Source organism: Streptantibioticus ferralitis (assembly GCF_029223525.1).
Lineage (GTDB): Bacteria > Actinomycetota > Actinomycetes > Streptomycetales > Streptomycetaceae > Streptantibioticus_A > Streptantibioticus_A ferralitis.
Genome location: NZ_JARHTQ010000001.1, coordinates 1 through 16,211, shown reverse-complemented (window position 1 = coordinate 16,211; position 16,211 = coordinate 1). Strand labels below are relative to the sequence as shown.

The 16,211-nt window shown below is 70.1% G+C and carries 19 protein-coding genes; 18 read left to right on the top strand and 1 reads right to left on the bottom strand.

Annotation, left to right across the window (positions count from 1 at the left end; translation table 11 throughout):
- Positions 1-185: 185 nt before the first annotated feature.
- Positions 186-1,019, bottom strand: a complete 834-nt coding sequence (locus P2L57_RS00095) for an SAM-dependent methyltransferase (protein ID WP_372515556.1) — start codon at positions 1,017-1,019, stop codon at positions 186-188.
- Positions 1,020-1,266: 247 nt separating this feature from the next.
- Here P2L57_RS00095 and proS point away from each other — a divergent pair, with 247 nt between their 5' ends.
- The 18 genes from proS (at position 1,267) to P2L57_RS00005 (ending at position 16,177) form a co-directional block, all read left to right on the top strand.
- The gene (gene proS / locus P2L57_RS00090) at positions 1,267-2,679 is read left to right on the top strand and encodes a proline--tRNA ligase (RefSeq protein ID WP_275806255.1); all 1,413 of its coding nucleotides are present in this window, start codon (positions 1,267-1,269) and stop codon (positions 2,677-2,679) included.
- A gap of 307 nt (positions 2,680-2,986) precedes the next feature.
- Positions 2,987-3,577 carry a hypothetical protein gene (locus tag P2L57_RS00085; RefSeq protein ID WP_372515555.1) on the top strand — a complete coding sequence of 197 codons (591 nt, stop codon included), beginning with the start codon at positions 2,987-2,989 and terminating at the stop codon, positions 3,575-3,577.
- Between the two features lie 206 nt (positions 3,578-3,783).
- The gene (gene rpsP / locus P2L57_RS00080) at positions 3,784-4,227 is read left to right on the top strand and encodes a 30S ribosomal protein S16 (RefSeq protein WP_275806252.1); all 444 of its coding nucleotides are present in this window, start codon (positions 3,784-3,786) and stop codon (positions 4,225-4,227) included.
- 2 nt (positions 4,228-4,229) lie between these two features.
- Positions 4,230-4,469, top strand: coding sequence for an RNA-binding protein (locus P2L57_RS00075; protein ID WP_255932252.1), 240 nt, complete (start codon positions 4,230-4,232; stop codon positions 4,467-4,469).
- Between the two features lie 187 nt (positions 4,470-4,656).
- Positions 4,657-5,208, top strand: coding sequence for a ribosome maturation factor RimM (rimM, locus tag P2L57_RS00070; protein WP_275806248.1), 552 nt, complete (start codon positions 4,657-4,659; stop codon positions 5,206-5,208).
- Positions 5,208-6,032 (top strand): tRNA (guanosine(37)-N1)-methyltransferase TrmD, encoded by an 825-nt coding sequence (trmD, locus tag P2L57_RS00065; protein ID WP_275806246.1) that lies wholly within the window; start codon positions 5,208-5,210, stop codon positions 6,030-6,032. The genes rimM and trmD overlap by 1 nt, the downstream gene beginning before the upstream one ends.
- A 130-nt stretch (positions 6,033-6,162) precedes the next feature.
- Positions 6,163-6,513 carry a 50S ribosomal protein L19 gene (rplS, locus tag P2L57_RS00060; protein WP_275806244.1) on the top strand — a complete coding sequence of 117 codons (351 nt, stop codon included), beginning with the start codon at positions 6,163-6,165 and terminating at the stop codon, positions 6,511-6,513.
- Positions 6,514-6,610: 97 nt separating this feature from the next.
- Positions 6,611-7,441, top strand: coding sequence for a signal peptidase I (gene lepB, locus P2L57_RS00055; RefSeq protein ID WP_275806242.1), 831 nt, complete (start codon positions 6,611-6,613; stop codon positions 7,439-7,441).
- The gene (gene lepB / locus P2L57_RS00050; protein WP_275806240.1) at positions 7,434-8,498 is read left to right on the top strand and encodes a signal peptidase I; all 1,065 of its coding nucleotides are present in this window, start codon (positions 7,434-7,436) and stop codon (positions 8,496-8,498) included. The genes lepB (P2L57_RS00055) and lepB (P2L57_RS00050) overlap by 8 nt, the downstream gene beginning before the upstream one ends.
- Positions 8,392-9,408 carry a signal peptidase I gene (gene lepB / locus P2L57_RS00045; RefSeq protein WP_372515578.1) on the top strand — a complete coding sequence of 339 codons (1,017 nt, stop codon included), beginning with the start codon at positions 8,392-8,394 and terminating at the stop codon, positions 9,406-9,408. Before lepB (P2L57_RS00050) ends, lepB (P2L57_RS00045) begins: the two co-directional genes overlap by 107 nt.
- Before the next feature lie 33 nt (positions 9,409-9,441).
- The gene (gene lepB / locus P2L57_RS00040; RefSeq protein WP_275806236.1) at positions 9,442-10,185 is read left to right on the top strand and encodes a signal peptidase I; all 744 of its coding nucleotides are present in this window, start codon (positions 9,442-9,444) and stop codon (positions 10,183-10,185) included.
- Between the two features lie 4 nt (positions 10,186-10,189).
- On the top strand, positions 10,190-10,717 hold the full coding sequence (locus P2L57_RS00035; RefSeq protein WP_275807538.1) for an NUDIX hydrolase: 528 nt from the start codon (positions 10,190-10,192) through the stop codon (positions 10,715-10,717).
- Between the two features lie 39 nt (positions 10,718-10,756).
- A complete protein-coding gene (locus P2L57_RS00030; protein ID WP_275806234.1) occupies positions 10,757-11,083 on the top strand; it encodes a DUF2469 domain-containing protein in 327 nt (108 codons plus the stop codon).
- A 209-nt stretch (positions 11,084-11,292) separates the two neighbouring features.
- Complete coding sequence (locus tag P2L57_RS00025; RefSeq protein ID WP_275806232.1) at positions 11,293-11,652, top strand: YraN family protein; 360 nt, start codon at positions 11,293-11,295, stop codon at positions 11,650-11,652.
- Complete coding sequence (locus P2L57_RS00020; protein WP_275806230.1) at positions 11,652-13,271, top strand: YifB family Mg chelatase-like AAA ATPase; 1,620 nt, start codon at positions 11,652-11,654, stop codon at positions 13,269-13,271. The genes P2L57_RS00025 and P2L57_RS00020 overlap by 1 nt, the downstream gene beginning before the upstream one ends.
- Entirely contained in the window at positions 13,268-14,434 is a 1,167-nt protein-coding gene (dprA, locus tag P2L57_RS00015) for a DNA-processing protein DprA (protein WP_275806228.1), read from the top strand. Before P2L57_RS00020 ends, dprA begins: the two co-directional genes overlap by 4 nt.
- 269 nt (positions 14,435-14,703) lie before the next feature.
- Complete coding sequence (gene whiG / locus P2L57_RS00010; protein WP_275806226.1) at positions 14,704-15,552, top strand: RNA polymerase sigma factor WhiG; 849 nt, start codon at positions 14,704-14,706, stop codon at positions 15,550-15,552.
- 58 nt (positions 15,553-15,610) lie between these two features.
- Positions 15,611-16,177 (top strand): TetR/AcrR family transcriptional regulator, encoded by a 567-nt coding sequence (locus tag P2L57_RS00005; protein ID WP_275807535.1) that lies wholly within the window; start codon positions 15,611-15,613, stop codon positions 16,175-16,177.
- Positions 16,178-16,211 lie beyond the last annotated feature (34 nt).

The window sequence follows — 16,211 nt, the reverse complement described above, 5'->3', positions numbered from 1 at the left end:
CGCCGAACCGGGCAGTCCCCCCGTCGAGGCCGTCCGCGGCGAGCCGAAATCCGCGTCGCGACGGGAGCGTCCGTGCCGGGCCGGGCGGCCTGATGATCTCCCGCCGTGATGGCGAGCGACCACGACGCCGTGGACCGGCGGTGCCGAACCCACCGCGACGCTTCGAGAGGGGTGTCGTCCGGGCCTCAGACCCGGGCGACCACATAGCGGAAGACGTTTTCCATCCGCACCGTGCCATCCGGGCGGCGGTACCGATGGAGGGCCTCCGCCAGTTCCTTGTCGACCTGCGGGCGGTCGGTCGCCTCGATCGCCGTGTCGAACAGACCGGTGGAGACCAGCCCGCGCACCGCGCTGTCCATGTCCGGGTACGCGAAGGGGCACGCCACCCGCCCCGAACCGTCCAACCGCAGCCCGGCGTCGTGCGCCCGCTCCTCCAGATCATCCCGGGCACTCACCCGCACCGGCTCCGCCAGCCCCGCCAGCCGCTCCGCGACCCGCAGCACATGCGCCGTCGCACACCGCTCCGGCGGCCCCCAACCGGCCAGCACCACCGCCGCACCCCGCCGCGCCAGCCCGGCCGCCGACCGCAGCGCGAGCACCAGCCACTCGGCGGGCAGCGTCGGATCGAACGCCGTCACCACCGTGAACGCGGACCCGCACTGCGCCGCCGCGCACTCCGGACCCCCAAGGGCGAGCCGCGCCTGCCCGTAACCGGACCGCCGCGCACCCCACTGCGGCGCGGGCAGCAGCCGCTCGCGCGCCAGCGCGAGCCGCCGCCCGTCCCGGTCCACGCCGGTCACCGCCGCGCCGCGCGCGGCGGCCAGCAGCAGCGCCAGTCCCGCACCGCAGCCGACCCCCAGCAGTCGGGTCTGCGGTCCGACCTCAAGCCGCTCGTACACGGCCTCGTACAGCGGTACCAGCATCCGCTCCTGGATCTCGGCCCAGTCACGCGCGCTGCCATCGGTGCGCTCCGGCCGTCCGGTCAGCCCGGGCGCGGAGGAAACGAGCATGGGTGTCATCGAGCGGCCTCATTCCAGCGAGTCGTCGTCGAGTGCCCCCGCATTGCGCCTCACGTCGTACGCGAGATCCCCCGCAAGCCAGGGAACTCCGCTTCCCGTCCGTAGTCCAGAGGCTACGCAGGAGCGCTTGAACGCGCCCTCCGTGCGCCCCCTTCGCCGTATCCCGGAGCCCGCGTACGGCGCGCACCCCGAGCCCGGGGAGCAGCCGATTCACGCTCAGGCGCGCCCTCCCCGTACGATCTGCGCCATGGCAAAGGCTCCCGTTCTCACCCCCCAGGCGGACGACTTCCCCCGCTGGTACCAGGACTTGATCAACAAGGCCGAGCTGGCCGACAACGGGCCGGTGCGCGGCACCATGGTCATCCGACCGTACGGGTACGGGCTGTGGGAGCGGATGCAGCAGGAGATGGACGCGCGGATCAAGGACGCGGGCGCGCAGAACGCGTACTTCCCGCTGTTCATCCCGCAGTCCTACCTGACCAGGGAAGCCGAGCACGTCGAGGGCTTCGCCCCCGAGCTCGCCGTCGTCACGCACGCCGGCGGCAAGGACCTCGAGGAGCCGGTGGTCGTCCGGCCGACCTCCGAGACGATCATCAACGAGTACTTCTCCAAGTGGGTGCAGAGCTACCGCGACCTGCCGCTGCTGATCAACCAGTGGGCGAACGTGGTGCGTTGGGAGATGCGCCCGCGCGTCTTCCTGCGCACCACCGAGTTCCTCTGGCAGGAGGGCCACACCGCGCACGCCGGCTACGAGGACGCGCGCGACTACGCCGCCCGCATCCACAGCGACGTCTACGGCGACTTCATGACCAACGTCCTCGGCATCGACGTGGTCCTGGGCCGCAAGACCGCCAAGGAGCGCTTCGCGGGTGCGATCAACACCCTCACCCTCGAAGCGATGATGGGCGACGGCAAGGCCCTGCAGATGGGCACCAGCCACGAGCTCGGCCAGAACTTCGCCCGGGCCTTCGAGACCCAGTACCTGTCGAAGGACGGCCGGCAGGAACTGGTCTGGCAGACCTCCTGGGGCGTGTCCACCCGCATGGTCGGCGGACTGATCATGTCCCACGGCGACGACAACGGCCTGCGCGTCCCGCCGCGCCTGGCGCCCGTCCAGGCCGTGGTGCTCGCCATCAAGGGCGACGACGCGGTGATCGCCAAGGTGCGGGAGATCGGCGACCAGCTCAAGGCCGCAGGCGTACGGGTGCAGGTGGACGACCGCACCGACACCCCCTTCGGCCGCCGCGCCGTCGACTGGGAGCTCAAGGGCGTACCGGTGCGCATCGAGGTCGGCCCGCGCGACCTGGAGAACGGCACCGCCATGCTGGCCCGCCGGATCCCCGGCGGCAAGGAGCCGGTCGCGCTCGACGCGCTGGCCGCGCTGCTGCCGAAGCTGCTGGAGGAGGACCAGGCGCTGCTGCTCCAGCAGTCCCGTGACCGGCGCAAGGCCCGTACCGCCGACGTCGACACCGTCGAGGAGGCCGCCGAGGCGGCGTCGACCGGCTGGGCCCGCATCCCGTGGTCGAAGCTCGGCCCGGAAGGCGAGGCCAAGCTCGCCGAGCAGAGCGTCACCGTCCGCTGCCTGGTGGCAGAGGACGGGTCGGTGCCGCAGTCGGACGACGCACCCGGTACCGTCGCCTTGGTCGCCCGGGCGTACTGAGCCGGGCGCACCGAGCCAGAAGTGGCCCCGCGCTGACCACACGGGGTCTGTCACAAACGGGCACACCAGCCCGTACATAGCGCGCACACGAACCAAACGGGGCGTACTACTGCGATTTCCAGGGGAGTCATCTCCTGGGCCCGTCGCAGCAGTACGCCCCGGCTTGTTCTATGGACGCACAGCTCATCCACAGACGTCCGCACCCGCCCTCAGTCGGATGCATGAGCCCGAACTGACGAGTACGTGCAAATTATTTGGGATAGCCCCGGAATCGGAACACACCGGCATGTCTACTCGTTGTCACGACGTGAGCACGACACCACCAGTTCTCGCCGCCGAGCTGGCAGTCGCGTGGGCCGACATTCAACGGCACCACCCCGAGCTGCCGGACCTGGCCGCCCCCGAGTCCCTGATCGGAGAGTCCTCGTCCGCCTGCGGTACGGAGCTCTCCTTCGAAAGGCTGCTGCACGAGGCCGTGCACGGGATCGCCGCCGCCCGCGGCGTACGTGACACCTCACGCGCCGGCCGCTACCACAACCGCCGGTTCCTGGCGATCGCCGACGAACTGGGCCTGGACCACTCCGAGGAGCCGCATCCCAGCAGCGGCTTCTCGCTGGTCGTGATGCGCCCGGACACCAGAAAGCGCTACCGGCCGACGATCGAGCGGCTGCAGCGTGCGCTGAAGGCCCACACCATGGCGACCGCAGCCGACAGCAGCCGCTCCTTCCGCGGCCCCGCCGCCCGGCACGGCTCGTCCGGCGGCGGCGTACGCGTCAAGGCCGTGTGCGACTGCGGGCGCAACGTCAGGGTCGTTCCGTCCGTACTGGAACAGGCGCCGATCATGTGCGGCGCGTGCGGCCAGCCCTTCCGCATCCCGGAGGTGGTCGGCGCGGCGTGAGGCGTCAGCGACGTGGCGGCCGTCGGCGCGGGGACCGGCGGCACGACGTGGCAGCGCGGTGTGGCAGAATGGTCCGCTGAGCACTCGGCAGCCGTGCAGGACCCCTCTCTCCTTCGGCTGACGCGTCCGTCGGGCAACCGGCTCCCACAACCCCACGTGGCGATCCGCGCTGCCCAACCACGTCAAAACCAGGAGAACCCACTCCCGTGGCAGTCAAGATCAAGCTGAAGCGTCTGGGCAAGATCCGTTCGCCTCACTACCGCATCGTCGTCGCCGACTCCCGTACCCGCCGTGACGGCCGGGCCATCGAGGAGATCGGCCTGTACCACCCGGTGCAGAACCCGTCGCGCATCGAGCTCGACAGCGAGCGCGCGCAGTACTGGCTGGGTGTCGGCGCGCAGCCGACCGAGCCGGTCCTCGCCATCCTCAAGGTCACCGGCGACTGGCAGAAGTTCAAGGGCCTGCCCGCCCCGGCCCCGATGAAGGTCGCCGAGCCGAAGGCCGACAAGCGCGCCCTCTTCGAGGCCGCCGCCAAGGAGGCCAAGGACGAGCCGAAGGGTGAGGCGATCACCCCGAAGGCGAAGAAGGCCGAGAAGAAGGCGGACGAGGCTGCCGAGGCCGAGTCCACCGCCGAGTCGACCGAGTCCTGAGCATGCTTGAGGAGGCTCTTGAGCACCTCGTGAAGGGCATCGTCGACAACCCGGACGATGTGCAGGTCGCCTCGCGCAACCTGCGCCGTGGGCGCGTACTCGAGGTCCGGGTCCACCCGGACGACCTCGGCAAGGTGATCGGCCGCAACGGCCGCACCGCGCGCGCCCTGCGTACCGTCGTCGGTGCCCTCGGCGGCCGCGGGGTCCGTGTCGACCTTGTCGACGTGGACCAGGTCCGCTGAGCAGACCGGGCTTCTTCGGGGGCGGACGCCCCCGGCAAACCCCAACACCGGCTCGGGCCGGGACGGCTACGGCCGCCCCGGCCCGAGCCGTTGCCGGTGATCCGGGACCTGCCCCCAGAATTGAGTGGGGGCGCGGGGAGCAACCCCCCGAAACCGCCAAGCCATACCCTCACCGGGAGGTGACAACGTGCAGCTCGTAGTCGGCCGGATCGGCCGCGCCCACGGCATCAAGGGCGAGGTCACGATCGAGGTGCGCACCGACGAGCCCGAGCTGCGGCTCGCGCCCGGCGCCGTACTCGCCACCGACCCGGCGGCAACCGGCCCGCTGACCATCGAGACCGGCCGGGTGCACAGCGGCCGCCTGCTGCTGCGCTTCGAGGGCGTCACCGACCGCAACGCCGCCGAGGCGCTGCGCAACACGCTGCTGATCGCCGACGTCGACCCGCAGGAGACGCCGGAGGACCCCGAGGAGTACTACGACCACCAGCTGATCGACCTGGACGTGGTGACCGAGGACGGCACCGCCGTCGGCCGGATCACCGAGATCTCCCACCTGCCGTACCAGGACCTGCTGGTCGTCGAGCGACCGGACGGCAGCGAGGTGCTGATCCCGTTCGTCGCCGACATCGTTCCGGACATCGACCTGGAACTGCAGCGCGCGGTCATCACCCCGCCACCCGGCCTGCTCAACGAGGGCGAGGCGGAGATCGACAGCAAGCGCGACCGGGAAGAAGCCTGATGCGGATCGACGTCGTCACGATCTTCCCCGAGTACCTCGAACCGCTGAACGTCTCGCTGGTCGGCAAGGCGCGCGCCCGCGGCCAGCTGGACGTACGCGTACACGACCTGCGGGAATGGACGCACGACCGGCACAACACCGTCGACGACACCCCGTACGGCGGCGGACCGGGCATGGTCATGAAGCCCGAACCGTGGGGCGAGGCGCTGGACGCCATCGAGGCTTCCGGCGCGTCCGACACGGAGCCGGCCGCCCCCGTGCTGGTCGTACCGACACCCAGCGGGCGCCCCTTCACCCAGCAACTCGCCGTCGAACTGTCGGCGAAGCCATGGCTGGTCTTCGCGCCCGCCCGCTACGAAGGCATCGACCGCCGGGTGATCGACGCCTACGCCGAGCGGTGGGAGGTGCACGAGGTCTCCATCGGCGACTACGTACTCGCCGGCGGTGAGGCCGCGGTGCTGGTCATCACCGAGGCGGTGGCGCGACTGCTGCCCGGAGTGCTCGGCAACGCCGAATCGCACCGCGACGACTCCTTCGCCCCCGGCGCCATGGCCAACCTGCTGGAAGGCCCGGTCTACACCAAGCCGCCGGTATGGCGGGACCGGGACATCCCCGAAGTGCTGGTCAGCGGCCACCACGGGAAGATCGCCCGCTGGCGGCGGGACGAGGCCTTCCGCCGCACCTGCGCAAACCGGCCCGACCTGATCGAACGCTGCGACCCCGCCGCCTTGGACAAGCGCGACCGCGAACTCCTCGCCGAGCTGGGCTGGGTGCAGGGCCCGGACGGGCGATTTGGGCGAGCGGCCGAGCCCGTGGAACAATAGGTCGCTGCTGTACGCCCGCCGTGCGCCCCTGCCACAGGGGGAACGACGCCCGGACGGCGAAGCGGCACCAGAAACCTCATTCCTACCTACCGCTGATGACCTGTGGCATCAGCGAAGAAAGCAGAGCACCATGTCGCACCTGCTCGACGCCGTCGACGCCCAGTCCAAGCGCGAGGACATCCCGAGCTTCCGCCCGGGTGACACCGTCAACGTCCACGTCCGCGTCATCGAGGGCAACCGCTCCCGCGTGCAGCAGTTCAAGGGCGTCGTCATCCGCCGCCAGGGCTCCGGCATCCGCGAGACCTTCACCGTCCGCAAGGTCAGCTTCAGCGTCGGCGTGGAGCGTACCTTCCCGGTGCACACCCCGATCGTCGAGAAGATCGAGCTGGTGACCCGCGGTGACGTCCGCCGCGCCAAGCTGTACTACCTCCGTGAGCTGCGCGGCAAGGCCGCCAAGATCAAGGAGAAGCGCGAGAGCTGAGTCTCGCGCGCCCGCCGCGACGGATCGCCGCCAGGTGATCCACTCGCGGTGGACTCGTGCCAGCGGGCACAGCCGAGCCGGATAGGCTCTGCGCCCGATGGACACCGAAGCACAACGTGACGTGGAGCGCGACAGCTCATCCCCCCTTCGGGGGCGGATCGGGCGGTCGCGCTTCGCCGTTTCCGGCCCGCGCGGCTTCCGCGTCCGCCTCCGCGCCCTCCGCGCCCTCCGCGACTGGTGGGACGGGCTGCCCCTGTGGCAGGAAGCCGCGCTGCTGGGCGTCGTCTGCCTCGGCGTGCTCTCCCTGGTCAACGCCCTGCTGGTGCAGCCCTTCCTGATCCCCAGCGGATCGATGGAGAACACCTTGAAGGTCGGCGACCGGGTTGTGGTCAACAAGCTGGCGTACCGTTTCGGCAACCAACCGCGGCGCGGCGACGTTGTCGTCTTCGACGGCGCCGGATCCTTCGTCCAGGACCCGCCGTCGGAGAACCCGCTGACCCATCTGCTGCGCACCGTGGGCAGCATGGCCGGGCTGGCACAGCCGGACGAGACGGACTACATCAAGCGCGTGGTCGGGGTGGGCGGCGACCGAGTCACATGCTGCGACAGGCAGGGCAGGATCATGGTGAACGGACAGCCGGTCGAGGAGGACTACCTGTACCCCGGCGACGTTCCCTCCCAGGTGCCGTTCGACATCGTGGTGCCGCCGGGGAAGCTATGGGTCATGGGCGACCACCGCAGCGATTCGCGTGACTCACGCGACCACCTCGGCGACCCCGGCGGCGGCACCGTCCCGGTGGACCAGGTGATCGGACGCGCCGACTGGATCGGCTGGCCGTTCGGCCGGATGCGCACACTGCACCGCCCGACGGGCTTCGCCCACGTACCGCCGCCCACGCACATGGCTGCGGACGGTGCGCATGGGTAACCGCGGCCGCCCCCGCTACGGGCACCACCGCGCGGCCGCCGACACCGCGGGAACGGTGCGCGGCGACGTACCCAGATCACCGGGCCGGGCGGAGCGGCGGCGCGCCGCCAAGCGGGTCAAGCGGCGGCGCCGCAGGTCGGCGGCGAAGGAGGTGCCGATCCTTATCGGGGTCGCGCTGCTGATCGCCCTGGTCCTCAAGACGTTCCTGGTGCAGGCCTTCGTGATCCCCTCCGGATCGATGGAGGAGACCATCCAGATCGGCGACCGGGTGCTGGTCGACAAACTCACCCCGTGGTTCGGGTCGAAACCGCAGCGCGGCGACGTCGTGGTCTTCAAGGACCCCGGACACTGGCTGGACGGCGAGCCCAAACCCAAGCCGGACCCGGCGGGCGTGAAGCAGGTCAAGGAGTTCTTCACCTTCATCGGCCTGCTCCCGGCGGCGAACGAGCAGGACCTGATCAAACGGGTGATCGCGGTCGGCGGCGACAAGGTCGCCTGCTGCGACACCCGGGGCCGGGTCACGGTCAACGGAAAGGCGCTGGACGAGCCGTATGTCGCCCCCGGTAACCCGCCGTCGCAGATCCGGTTCAGCCTCACCGTCCCCTCGGGGCGGCTGTGGGTGATGGGCGACCACCGCAGCAACTCGGCCGACTCGCGCTACCACATGGACGAGCCCGGAGGCGGTACGGTCGCCGAGAGCCAGGTGGTGGGCAGGGCGTTCGTGATCGCCTGGCCCTTCTCACACTGGCGGACGCTGCCCGAACCAGGAACGTTCGCATCGGTGCCCAACGCGGGCGCCGACGGGACGGCGGCCCTGCGGAAGGCCAATAATCGGCAAGGAATGGTCCAACTCCCGACTCCTGCGGAACTCCCGCTCGTTATGGGAGTGATGGGCCTGCATCGCGCGCGGAGCAGGCTGTGGCGCGGAGTGAGGAGTGGAAGTGGGGGACCTGGTGGTCGGCGCACGGTCCGGACCCGGCGAGCCCGAAGGGCAGGGCCCATCGGTCGGCGCCGTCGAGGAAGAGGCGACGGCGGTGAATCTCGGCAAGTCCCCTGACGAGGACGGTATGCGGCGGTTCGAGCAGGGCTCGGACGGCACCGGCGGCTCCGGCGGAGCGGGTGCGTCCGGCGGCCGGTGGAGCTGGGGCAGGCGCGAGCAGGAGTCCGGTGCCCGGGCGGGCGGAAGCGAGCGGAAGAAGCCGCGCTCCTTCTGGAAGGAGCTGCCGATCCTCATCGGCATCGCACTGGTCCTCGCCCTCATCATCAAGACGTTCCTGGTGCAGGCCTTCTCCATCCCGTCCCAGTCGATGCAGAACACGCTGCAGGTCGGCGACCGGGTGCTGGTCGACAAGCTGACGCCGTGGTTCGGCTCGAAGCCGTCGCGCGGTGAGGTCGTGGTCTTCCACGACCCGGGCGGCTGGCTCGAGGAGAACCCGCCGACCACCACCAATCCGGTCGCCTCGGGCATCCAGAAGGTGCTGAGCTTCATCGGCCTGATGCCGTCCGCCGAGGAGAAGGACCTGATCAAGCGGGTCATCGCGGTCGGCGGTGACACGGTCGAGTGCAAGGGCACCGGGCCGGTCGTGGTCAACGGCAAGGCGCTCGACGAGCCGTACATCTTCCCGGGCAACACCCCCTGCGGTGACAAGCCGTTCGGCCCGATCAAGGTCCCGCCGAACCGCATCTGGGTCATGGGCGACCACCGCCAGGACTCGCTGGACTCGCGCTACCACCAGATGCTGCCCGGCGGCGGCACGGTCTCGGTCAACCAGGTCGTCGGCCGCGCCATCGTGGTCGCCTGGCCGGTCACCCGCTGGAGCACGCTGCCGATTCCCTCGACGTTCAACCAGCCCGGCATCAACAGCGCCGCAGGAGCCGTCCCCGCGGCGGCCGGGCTGGCGGGCGCGGTTCCGCTGGTGCTGCTGCGTCGCCGCCGCCTGATCAAAAAGCAGCGGAAGGACTGCTGACCGCCATGGGTACCGCCCGGTAGGGTGCCGCCCATGAGCAGCCGGGATACCCACGCGAACAGCGGCAGCGGCCGCCTGGGCACCGTCCTGTCCGGGTTGGCGGTGGCCCTTGGCTGTCTGCTGTTCCTGGGCGGATTCGTCTGGGGCGCCATCGTCTACCGGCCCTATACCGTGCCCACCGACTCGATGCAGCCAACCGTCAACCCCGGCGACCGGGTGCTGGCGCAGCGGATCAAGGGCGACGAGGTACGCCGCGGTGACGTGGTCGTGTTCAACGACCCGCAGTGGGGCAATGAACCCATCGTGAAGCGGGTCGTCGGCGTCGGCGGCGACAAGATCGCCTGCTGCGACAAGCAGGGCAGGCTGACGGTGAACGGCGCCCCGATCGGCGAACCGTATCTGCTGCAGCAGGGCCAGGCGCCGATTCCGGCCACCACCGTCCCGCGCGGCCAGCTGTTCATGCTCGGCGACAACCGCCAGGTCTCCATGGACTCCCGGGTGCACCTGGCCGACGGCGACCACGGAGCCGTGCCGAGCAGCGAGGTCGCCGCCCGCGTCGACGCCACCGTCTGGCCGCTCGGCCAGCTGAAGGAGGTGACCCGCCCGGGCTCCTTCGCCGCCCTGCCCGGCGGCGTCTCGCAGCCCGGCCCGATCACCTGGATCGCCTCGGCGGTCACGGCGGGAGTCGTGCTGATCCTCGGCGGCGCGGCGTACGGGCCGATCGCGGGCCGACGGCGCAAGCGTGCGGAGCGGCGGCGTGTCCTGGCCCGAGCGTGAGCCGGTGAGCGAGCCGGAGGCCGAGCGGGCGGCAGCGGTCGGATCGGCTGGGCAGCCGCGCCGGGCGGCCCGCGTCATCCTGCTCGATCCGGCGGACCGGATCCTGCTGCTGCACGGCTTCGAGCCCGCCGACCCTGCCACGACCTGGTGGTTCACCCCCGGCGGCGGGGTCGAGCCGGGGGAGAGCCTGCGAGCCGCCGCGCTACGCGAGGTGGCGGAGGAGACGGGCATCACGTCCGTGCGGCTGGGCCCGGCAGTGTGGCAGCGCTCGTGCGCGTTCGACTTCGACGGTCGGCGCTGGGAGCAGGACGAGTGGTACTACCTGGGCCGCACCCACGCCGCCGAGCCGCACACCCAGGGGCATACGGAGCTGGAACGGCGCAGCGTGCGCGGACTGCGCTGGTGGACCTGCGAGGAACTGCTCGCCACCCGTGAGACGGTGTATCCGACCAGGCTCGCCGAGCTGCTGCGTAGGCTGCTTGATGAGGGGCCTCCGCCGTCGCCGCTGCTCCTGGAGACGGAGCGCGACTGAAAGACGGCGGGGGAACGTACCGCTGAAGGGGAACATGCCATGAGCGCCGAGGACCTCGAAAAGTACGAGACCGAGATGGAGCTGAAGCTCTACCGGGAGTACCGCGATGTCGTCGGGCTGTTCAAATACGTGATCGAGACCGAGCGGCGCTTCTACCTGACCAACGACTACGAGATGCAGGTGCACTCGGTCCAGGGCGAGGTGTTCTTCGAGGTGTCGATGGCCGATGCCTGGGTGTGGGACATGTACCGGCCGGCTCGCTTCGTCAAGCAGGTGCGGGTGCTGACATTCAAGGACGTGAACATCGAGGAGCTGAACAAGAGCGACCTCGATCTGCCGTCCGACGAATCCGGCTTCAACGCCTGACGGCCACTGTCGCCCCCGACATCCTGAGGTGCCGCCACCGCGAACTGCAGCCGATCGTGCGGATCGCCGCTGACCCCCTGACCTCACCCTCCTGATCTCACTCTCGCGGGTGGTGGAGTTGTCCACAACCGGCCAGTAACCCACAGAATCCGTTCAAGATCATCTGACCGTCTCCGGAACCGCCACAGTCGGACCCGGAGGTGGTACCCATGAACGCCCGCACAGCCCTCGGCCACTACGGCGAAAACCTCGCCGCCCGTCGCCTCACCCACACCGGCCTGACCGTCCTCGCCCGCAACTGGCGATGCACCGCAGGAGAGATCGACATCGTCGCCGCCGACGGCGACTGCCTGGTGATCTGCGAGGTCAAATCCCGAAGAGGCGACGCCTACCAACACCCCATGGCCGCCATGACACCACGCAAAGCACAGCGGCTACGACACCTCGCGGAACACTGGCTCGCCCAACACGGCGGACCACCACCAGGCGGCGTCCGCATCGACCTCATCGGCGTCCTGGTCCCCGAACGCGGCGCCGCCCGCCTCGAACACGTACGCGGGGTGGCGTGATGGGATTCGCCCGCACCTGCTCCGTCGCCCTCGTCGGCGTCGAAGGAGTGGTCGTCGAAGTCCAAGCCGACCTCGAACCCGGCGTAGCCGCGTTCACCCTCGTCGGACTGCCCGACAAAAGCCTCTCGGAAAGCCGAGACCGCGTCCGCGCAGCCCTCGTCAACAGCGGCGAGACCTGGCCGCAGAAAAAACTCACCGTCGGCCTCAGCCCGGCGTCCGTACCCAAAAGCGGAAGCGGCTTCGATCTCGCCGTAGCCTGCGCCGTACTCGCCGCCGCGGAACGCATCGGACCCGCCGCCATCGCCGACCTGATGATGATCGGCGAACTCGGCCTCGACGGACGAGTACGGCCAGTACGCGGCGTCCTGCCCGCCGTACTCGCCGCCGCCGACGCCGGATACCGCCACGTCGTCGTCCCCGAACGCGCCGCCGCCGAAGCCTCCCTGGTACCCGACATCGCCGTACTCGGCGTCCGCAGCCTGCGACAACTCATCGCCGCACTCAACGACGAACCCGTCCCCGACGAAGAACCCGACGACGGCGACAAACGCCCCGACACCATCAGCGCAAGCCTCACCCTCCCCGGACTCGGCCTCGGACTAGGACTCGGCACCACCCGCAGCCAACGCCCACCAGACCTCGCCGACGTCGCCGGACAACCCCTGGCCCGCAAAGCCCTGGAAATCGCCGCCGCCGGAAGCCACCACCTCTACCTGTCAGGACCACCCGGCGCAGGCAAGACCATGCTCGCCGAACGACTCCCAGGACTCCTGCCACCCCTCACCGCACAACAGGCCCTAGAAGTCACCGCCGTCCACTCCATCGCCGGAATCCTCCCGCCCGGCAAACCCCACATCGACACAGCCCCCTACTGCGCCCCGCACCACTCAGCCACCATGCCGTCCATCGTCGGCGGCGGCACCGGACTCCCCAGACCAGGAGCCGTCTCGCTCGCCCACCACGGCGTGCTGTTCCTCGACGAAGCCCCCGAATTCAGCACCCGCGTACTGGAAGCCCTCCGCCAACCCCTCGAATCCGACCATGTCGTCGTCGCCCGCAGCGCGGGCGTGATGCGGCTACCCGCCAAGTTCCTGCTGGTCTTCGCCGCCAACCCCTGCCCCTGCGGCCGCCACGCCATCCTCGGCGGCGGCTGCCAGTGCACACCCAACGAAGTACGGCGCTACCAAGCCCGACTCTCCGGCCCGCTGCTCGACCGCGTCGACCTACGCGTCACCGTCGACACCGTCACCCGCTCCGAACTGATCAGCCACGGAACCGGAGGCGAGACCACCGCACAGGTCGCCGAACGAGTCCACACAGCCAGGAAGCGAGCCGCCACCCGCTACCAAGACCTGCCCTGGAACACCAACAGCCAAGTCCCCGGACACGAACTACGCACCCGCTGGAGAGTACGCACCGGCGCCATGCGCGACGTCGAACGCGAAATGGAACGCGGCCTGCTCACCGCACGCGGCCTGGACCGAGTCCTACGCGTCGCCTGGACCGTCGCCGACCTGGCCGGCCACGACCGACCCGACTACGACGACGTAGGACAAGCACTCCAACTGCGCACCGGCGTATACCGCGGAGTACCGGCCACCGTAGGGAGCGGCACATGACCACCGAACCGGCCACCGCCACCACCCGGCCCGAAGAACGCCGGGCGCGCGCCGCACTCACCAGAATCGCCGAGCCCGGCGACCCCACCGTCGGCCGATGGCTCCGCGAACACGGCCCCACCGAAACCCTGCGCATGCTCACCGCCCAAGAGCCACCACCCGGCATCAGCAACGCCCGCGCCGCCGGATACCGACTACGCGGACAACACGCGCGGCCGGACCCCGACCTGGCCACCATCGAAGCACTCGGCGGACGCTTCATCTGCCCAACCGACCCCGACTGGCCCAGCCAACTCGACGACCTCGGCGACCAACGCCCCATCGGACTGTGGGCCGTCGGCCACCCCACGCTACGCCCCTGGGCACTGCGCTCCGTCGCCGTCGTCGGCGCCCGGGCCTGCAGCGACTACGGCACACACATGGCCGCGACCCTCGCCGCCGACCTGGCCGAAGCCGGCTGGACCGTGGTCTCCGGTGCCGCCCACGGTATCGACAGCGCCGCACACCGGGGCACGCTCGCCGCCGGGGGAGCGACGATCGCGGTGATGGCCTGCGGAGTGGACATCCCCTATCCACGCGGAAACACCGAGTTGATCCGGCGCATCACCCAACAAGGCCTGACCCTCGCCGAATTGCCCCCCGGTGACCACCCCACCCGAAGCCGCTTCATCCAACGCAACCGCGTCATCGCCGCGTTGACCCGGGGCACCGTGGTCGTGGAGGCCCAACTACGCAGCGGCTCACTGATCACCGCCCGACGCGCGACCGCGCTCGGCCGCATCACCATGGGAGTACCAGGCCCGGTCACCTCAGGACTGTCAGCCGGCGTCCACCAGCTCCTACGCGAAGAAGGCCAACTGGTCACCGACGCGGCGGACATCATCGAACTCGTCGGCAGCATCGGCGAGGACCTCGCGCCCGAACGCCGGGGCCCGGTACTGCCCCGAGACCTCCTGACACCCGCGACCGCCGCGGTACTCGAAGGGCTGCCCGGCCAAGGCGACGCCGACACCGCACACATCGCCCGCACCGCGGGAACCGGCGTCGACGAAGCCGCCGGCAGACTCCACGAACTCCAGGCGCTCGGCTACGTCGAGCGCCATGGCACCCGCTGGCGGCTGACCACCGCCGCCCGAGAGGGTGGTACACCCCGGATCCGGTGACCCGGTCAACACACCATCAGGTGACAGGAAGGTTCTTGACCTGGGGCGACCCGATGGCGAGGTTAGGGACATGACCGCTGAACGCTTTAATGCGCAACATCCATGGAAGGAAAGGGCAAAGAGACTCCAAGCCCTGACCCCCAAATGGCGGAACGTATCTGCGTGAGGCTCACCCGAACGTCGTAGCACTACGCGACGCTCAGCTCACGCTACGCTCGCGGAGACCCGAATCCCCACCAACGTCACGGCAGAACGGCTCAAGGCGACGCATGCCCCAGCACACCTCCGGGCCTGACCGCGCGACCGCGGCCACCGACGACCGCGGAGTTCCGCCGCGCGCGCAGACCGCCGCCCCCACCGCACTGGACGAGTTGTGGCGCTCCTACAAGGCCACCGGGGAGGCACGACTGCGCGAGCAACTGATCCTGCACTACTCGCCACTGGTGAAGTACGTCGCCGGCCGGGTCAGCGTCGGCCTGCCGCCCAACGTCGAACAGGCCGACTTCGTCTCCTCCGGCGTCTTCGGACTCATCGACGCCATCGAGAAGTTCGAACCCGAACGCTCCATCAAGTTCGAGACCTACGCCATCAGTCGAATCCGCGGCGCCATGATCGACGAACTCAGGGCACTCGACTGGATCCCCCGCTCCGTACGCCAGAAAGCGCGCGCCGTCGAACGCGCCTACGCGACCCTCGAAGCGAAATACCACCGCACGCCCTCCGAAGCCGAAGTCGCCACCGAGATGGACATCGCCGTCGAGGAACTGCACACCATCTTCGGCCAGCTCTCACTCGCCAACGTCGTCGCGCTGGAAGAACTGCTGTACGTCGGCACCGAAGGCGGCGACCGGCTGAGCCTGGTCGACACCCTGGAGGACCGCGCCGCCGACAATCCCGTCGAGGTGGCCGAAGACCGCGAACTACGCCGACTGCTGGCCCGCGCGGTCAACACCCTCCCCGAACGCGAGAAGACCGTGGTCACCCTCTACTACTACGAGGGCCTCACCCTCGCCGAGATCGGCCATGTCCTGGGCGTCACCGAGAGCCGAGTCAGCCAGATCCACACCAAGTCGGTACTTCAGCTGCGCGCCAAACTGGCAGATGTCGGACGCTGCTGACCCCACCGAGGGCCGCTGTCCGTAGAGTGGTGGGGTGCCCAGGATTCGAGCGGCCTCAGTGGCCGAGCACCGGACGATGCAGCGCAGCGCCCTGCTGGACGCCGCGCGTTCCCTGCTGTCCGAGGGCGGTACGGAGGCGCTGACGTTCCCCGCCCTCGCCGAACGCACCGGCCTCGCACGCTCCTCCGTCTACGAGTACTTCCGCTCCCGGGCAGCCGTCGTCGAGGAACTGTGCGCCGCTGACTTCCCCGTCTGGGCCGCCGAAGTCGAAGCGGCCATGGAAGCCGCCGACACGGCCGAGAACAAGATCGAGGCCTACGTACGGCAGCAGCTCGCCCTGGTCGGTGACCGTCGGCACCGCGCGGTCGTCGCCATCTCGGCGGGCGAACTCGACGCGGGCGCACGCGAGAAGATCCGCGCCGCGCACGGCGGACTGATCGCCATTGTCGTCGAGGCACTCAGCGCCCTGGGCCACGAAGAGCCCCGGCTGACCGCGATGCTCCTCCAGGGCATCGTCGACGCCGCCGTACGCCGCATCGAACTCGGCGCAGCCGAGGACCCGGACGCGATCACCCAGGCCGCGGTCTCGGTGGCCCTACACGGGGTTAGGGGCGCCAGGGCCTAGCCCCGGGGGGCCTCCCCCCCCGCCCCCACCCCCC